The organism is Streptomyces sp. NPDC059853 (assembly GCF_042731495.1).
In the GTDB taxonomy this organism is placed as follows: Bacteria; Actinomycetota; Actinomycetes; order Streptomycetales; family Streptomycetaceae; genus Streptomyces.
On record NZ_JBHWJL010000322.1, the window covers coordinates 1 to 5620 of the forward strand.

Annotated in this window: 6 protein-coding genes; all 6 read left to right on the forward strand. The window is 71.5% G+C overall.

Going from position 1 to position 5620, the window contains the following annotated elements; translation table 11 throughout:
* The first annotated feature begins 47 nt into the window (after positions 1-47).
* Entirely contained in the window at positions 48-740 is a 693-nt protein-coding gene (locus ACFV5N_RS23915; protein ID WP_385603452.1) for a hypothetical protein, read from the forward strand.
* A gap of 67 nt (positions 741-807) precedes the next feature.
* Complete coding sequence (locus ACFV5N_RS23920; RefSeq protein ID WP_385603455.1) at positions 808-1077, forward strand: hypothetical protein; 270 nt, start codon at positions 808-810, stop codon at positions 1075-1077.
* A gap of 581 nt (positions 1078-1658) precedes the next feature.
* A complete protein-coding gene (locus tag ACFV5N_RS23925) occupies positions 1659-2177 on the forward strand; it encodes a helix-turn-helix domain-containing protein (RefSeq protein WP_385603458.1) in 519 nt (172 codons plus the stop codon).
* Between the two features lie 4 nt (positions 2178-2181).
* The gene (locus tag ACFV5N_RS23930) at positions 2182-3417 is read left to right on the forward strand and encodes a PBSX family phage terminase large subunit (protein ID WP_385603461.1); all 1236 of its coding nucleotides are present in this window, start codon (positions 2182-2184) and stop codon (positions 3415-3417) included.
* Between the two features lie 20 nt (positions 3418-3437).
* Positions 3438-4910 (forward strand): phage capsid protein, encoded by a 1473-nt coding sequence (locus ACFV5N_RS23935; RefSeq protein ID WP_385603464.1) that lies wholly within the window; start codon positions 3438-3440, stop codon positions 4908-4910.
* 15 nt (positions 4911-4925) lie between these two features.
* The coding region (locus tag ACFV5N_RS23940) for a phage minor capsid protein (protein ID WP_385603468.1) at positions 4926-5620 on the forward strand (695 nt) is incomplete at its 3' end.

Below are 5620 nucleotides of genomic sequence, written 5' to 3' on the forward strand. Positions count from 1 at the left end.
GCCCCCACCCCGGGGGCGGGCCCCAACCCCGCCCCAGAGAGGCACACATGACCGCCGACAACGAGCCGACCGAGGCCAACCGCCTGTTGCGCGCGATCGAGCGGCTGGAGGACGGCCAGCCGCGCACGCCCGCCGACGACGGGCCCGCACTCACCCGCTTCCAGCGCCAGCTGGCCGCCGCCGTCGCCGAGCTGGAGGCAGCGCACCGCGCCGATGTCATCGCCGCCGGGGGAGACCCGGACGACGAACTGCCGGATCTCCTCGACCTCGTGCGGGACATCGCCACCGACTACCAGCGGTCCCGGGACAACCCGATCCGTGCGCGATCGCTGCTCGACCAGCTCGCCAACGACCACGACCTCAGCGACCTGGCCGCGCTGCGGCTCGCCGGGGAGGCCGCCGCCGCCGCCGTCCCCCGCGCCGTCGACCGCGCCGAGGCCGCCGGGATGACGGTCCCGTCGATCGCCCGCGCGCTGGGCCTCACCCCCCAGCGCGTATACGCCATGCGACAGGCCCGAGTCACCTACAGCTACCGGGTGGATGTGCGCACGGCGGGCGGCAGCTGGCGGCACCGCGAAGTCGGCGAGGAACAGCTCGCGGAGGGCAGCGAGGCGCTGCTGGCGAAGCAGGTCATCGAGGAGCACACCGCCACCGCCGACCGGCACCTGCGGGTCAGGGTGTGGCGCGGCGCCGACCCGGCCGGCGACCCGATCTACACCACCGAACACACGCCCAGCTAAGCAGCGGGCCCGCCGCCGGCGACCCTACCGCCGGGACGGGCCCTGACCACCAGGGAGACACCCCCAGATGGCTACCGACCAGCCTACGACCACCAAGACCGCCCGCGTGCCCGCTGTCGGCAAGGCGATGTCCGTCCGTGTTGACGACGGAATGCACGACGACCTCACCGTGATCATGCGCACCGGATGCAGCGCATCAGACGCCGTACGGCGAGCGCTGCTGCTGCTTGCGAACGCCTACGACGCCGCGTGGGCGGAGGGCATCTACCCCGTCGGCGAGGCGCCGCAGATCACGAACGTCACACTGGCCGCGTACCGGCCCGATCCGCAACAGTGAAGCAACACCCTTGCGGGTGACTTGTCCGATCAGGTGAGCCCGACAACAGGTATCGTCATCTCCGCGACGCGAAACCTGCGTTCGCCCTCCCCATGGATTCGAAGAATGTCCATCCATGAACAGGAGGTCGGATGCCGCGGTCCTCGCGACGCAAGCGAAAGCGCCCCAATTGGGAACGCCGGTCGTTCCTGGCCCACATCGCACGCCTTGGGTATGAGGTAATGCGCGATGGAGTCAGGTTCACCATCGACCTGTTCCGCAACTAGGGCGCCATCCCCGGAGGGGCGAGGCGGTGTTAGCAGCGCCGCCTTGTCCCTCCGGACCGTGTTGCAGCCGACACCGAATAGGTTCCAGCACAGTGCGACACGACATTGCGACTCAATATTACTACCTCTTGGGCCATCGGCTGCTGCTACCAACGGTCCTCTCGCAGGAACCACCTTGTGACCGTTACCTGTTTGTGATCTAATCGGTGGCGCCTCCGGCGTGCCCGGAGACACCCCACCCCCGATGCCCCGCGCCCCACCCCCCCCGGCGCGGGGCATCGCCGCGTCCTGGCCCCGGGGTTGGAGGTGGCGACCATGCCGCGACCCATCACCGATACCGAGCGCGAGCGCGTACGCCGCCTCCACTCCCAGGGCAAGACACGCAACGAGATCGCCCGCGAACTCGGGCGCAGCGGCTCGACCATCTCGGGCATCGCCCGCGACCTCGGCCTGAGTTTCGAGCGCGGCCCCGAGGTGATCGCAGCAACCGAAGCCCGCCGCATCGACCTTGCCGCCCGCCGCGCCCAGCTCGCCGAGGCCCTGCACATCGACGCCGAGCGGCTACGGGCGCAGCTCTGGGAGCCGTGCACGTACGGGGAGTTCGCCGGCCGCGATGGCGAGTGGCACGAGGTGCAGCTCGCCCGGCCCCGGTTCGCCGACCAACGGCAGATCCTCGCCGCCACCGGAACCGCCATTGACCGCTCGCTCAAGCTCGCCCCGGTCGAGGGCGGTGAGGGCGCCGACCAGGTGCGCTCGATGCTGGGCGCGCTCGGAGAGGCCCTGACCATGGCGGCCGGCGACACCGACGACGACGGGGGCGCCGACGGGGGGTGAGCCGGTGCTCGACCTCGACAACCTGCCCCTGTCCCGGAAGCAGCTGCTCAGCGTGGGCCGGGCGACGGCCCGTATCAACATCTGGCACGGCTCGGTTCGCTCCGGAAAGACCGTCGCATCGCTACTCGCGTTCGTCATCGCGGTAGCCAGCGCGGGCCCCAGCGGCTTGATCATCATCTGCGGCAGGTCGTTGCAGACCATCGAGCGGAACGTCTTCGAACCGCTCGCCGACCCGGCTCTGTTCGGCCCGCTGTCCAAGCACGTGCACCACACCCGGGGCGCCACCACCGCCACCATCCTGGGCCGCACCGTCCACCTGATCGGCGCCGCCGATACCCGCGCCGAGGGCAGGCTACGGGGCCTCACGGCTCAGCTGGCGTACGTCGATGAGGCCACCCTCGTGCCGGAAGGGTTCTGGACGCAGCTACTCGCGAGGCTCAGCACCCCGGGCGCGCGGCTGCTGGCCACCACGAACCCGGACAGCCCGCGCCACTGGCTCAAGACCGGCTACCTCGACCGCGCCCACGAACTCGACCTCAGAGCGTGGCACTTCCGCCTGTCCGACAACCCGAGCCTGTCGCCGAAGTACATCGCGGATCTGTCCGCCGAGTACGTCGGACTGTGGCGACGGCGGATGATCGATGGCGCATGGGTCGTCGCCGAGGGCGCCGTCTACGACATGTGGGACGAGTCCCGGCACGTCGTCACCGCGCTACCGCCGATGCGCCGCCTGCTGGGCCTGGGCATCGACTACGGCACGACCAACCCGTTCGCCGCGATCTTGCTCGGCCTCGGCGCCGACGGCCGGCTGTACGCGGTGAGCGAGTGGCGCCACGACTCCCGCGCCGCGCACCGGCAGATGACCGACGCGCAGTACAGCCAGGCCGTACGGGCATGGCTCGACGGCCTCGGCGCCGAACCCGAGTGGACGTTCGTCGACCCCTCGGCCGCCTCTTTCTCCCGCCAGCTCTGGGAGGACGGGCACCCCGGAGTCGCCAAGGCACGGAACGAAGTGCTGGACGGCATCCGCAGCGTGTCGTCGGCGCTCGCCGCCGGCCTGCTGCTCGTACACGACTCCTGCGCCGGACTGCTCGCCGAGCTGCCCGGCTACAGCTGGGACCCGGCCGCCACCGCGCTGGGCGAGGACCGCCCAATCAAGGCGAACGACCACTCCGTAGACGCGCTGCGGTACGTCGTGCACTCCACCGCCCACGAGTGGCGACTCCTACTCGCCGCATAGAGAGCAGGAGGTGAGGGCCGATGCCGCTGCCTGAGAACGGCGCGCCATGGCCGCCGCCCGCCATGGCCACCCCGTACGCCGAGATGCGCACCGATGACGCGTGGTACTCCGGAGACGCTCAGCGCCTCGCCCGCATCTACGCCGGGGGAACCCGCGGCGACGGCCGCCGCCGCCTGTGGGGCCGACCGCGCCCCGCCCCGGGCGGCCGGGACACCCGGATGCACATCCCGCTGCCCGGGGACATCGCGACGACCGCTGCGGATCTGCTGTGGGCTGAGGCGCCCACCATCACCGTGCCCACCCCCGCCACCCAAGACCGGCTCGACGTGCTGGTCGCCGAGGGCGGCGTCGTGAACACCCTGCTGGAGGGCGCCGAGGTCGGCGCGGCACTGGGCGGTCACTACCTGCGGGTGACGTGGGATACGGACTTGGCCCGCCGGCCGCTGCTCACCGTTGTGCACGCCGACGCCGCCATACCCACGTTCAGGTGGGGCCTGCTGGTCGCGGTCACGTTCTGGCACGAGCTGACCGGCAGTTCGTCGGCGACGGTGCTCCGCCACCTGGAGCGCCACGAACCGGGCCGCATCCTGCACGGCCTGTACGAGGGGACCGCCGAATCCCTCGGCCGGCGGGTACCGCTCACCGAGCACCCGGAGACAGCGGCGCTCGCCGACTCCCTCGGCCCGGACGGCGACAGCATCGCCACCGGCATACGGGAGCTGACCGCCGCCTACGTCCCCAACATGCGGCCCAACCGGCGCCACCGGGGCAGCCAGCTCGGCCGCTCGGACTACGGCGCGCCGTTGTACGACCTGTTCGACGGATTGGACGAGACATGGACGAGCTGGCTGCGCGACATCCGGCTCGCCCGCGCCCGCCTCATCGTGCCCGACAGCTACCTACGCGACCGAGGCCCCGGCCGAGGCGCAGCGTTCGACGGCGACCGGGAAATCTGGCAGGCGCTCAACATCCCCCCGGGGGAGGGCGAGGGCATCACCCTGTCGCAGTTCAGCATCCGAGTAGAGGAACACGAGCGGACAGCCGCCGCGATCACGCGCACCGCCGTACAGATGGCCGGCTACTCCCCCCAGTCGTTCGGCGAAGGCGGCGATGCCGTGGCCGCGACGGCGACCGAGGTTGTCGCACGCGAGCGGCGCAGCATGGTCACCAGGCTGAAGAAACTCGGGTACGCCGTGCCGGAGATCAGCCGCATCCTGTACGTGATGCTGCTGCTCGACCGCCAGCTCTACACCCCGGGACTCATCCCGGAGCGGCCGACGGTCACGCCGGCCGACTCCGTGAGCGAAGACCCGGAGACCACCGCCCGCACCCTGTCGCTGCTCCAGCAAGCCCAGGCGGTGAGCGCGGACACCCGCGTTCGGATGCTTCACCCGGACTGGGATGACACCGCCGTCGCCGCCGAGGTCGACCGCATCCTCACGGAGACCGGGGCTGCCGTCCCCGACCCGATGCAGGCCGGCGACCGCGACTAGCAGATGGGGGGCGCCGTGCCGATTCACCCCGGGATGGTCGAGGACCTGACGGCCGGCGTGCACCGCCTGTACGCTGACGCCGAGCAGCGGCTACTACGGATCATCGCCCGGCAGCTGGCGGCTGGCCTGGACGCCCCCAACTGGGCCACGGCGAAGCTCGGCGACTTGGCCGCGCTGCGGCGATCGGCCGAGGGTGTCGTCGGCGCGCTGGCGACCGCCCTCGACCTGGAGGTGTGGGCGGTGGTCGCCGAGGCGTACAACGCCGGAGAGCGCGCGGGGGTCGCCGAGCTGGGCGCGCTGCCGGACGCCGACGCCCGCCGCATCGCCGGCCGCACCCCGGGCACCCGCGCGGTTGATCGGCTCGCCATGGAAGCCGTCGACCGGGTGACCGCGACCCATCGCGGCATCCTGCGCGGGGTCGAGGACGGGTACCGGCAGGTGGTCGCCGAGGTGTCCGGGGCGCCGCTACTGGGGGTGGACACCCGCAGGCAGGCGACGCAGGCAGCGATGAGCAGGTTCGCTGACCGGGGGCTGAGGACGTTCGTCGACCGAGCCGGCCGGGCCTGGCAGATGACCAGCTACGCCGAAATGGCCGTCCGTACGGCGGTCGGCCGCGCCGCTGTCGAAGGGCACTGCGACCGGCTGCGCGCGGCCGGCCTCGACCGAGTCTCATATAAAAATCTCCGATCCCACGAGACAGTTGGACATCT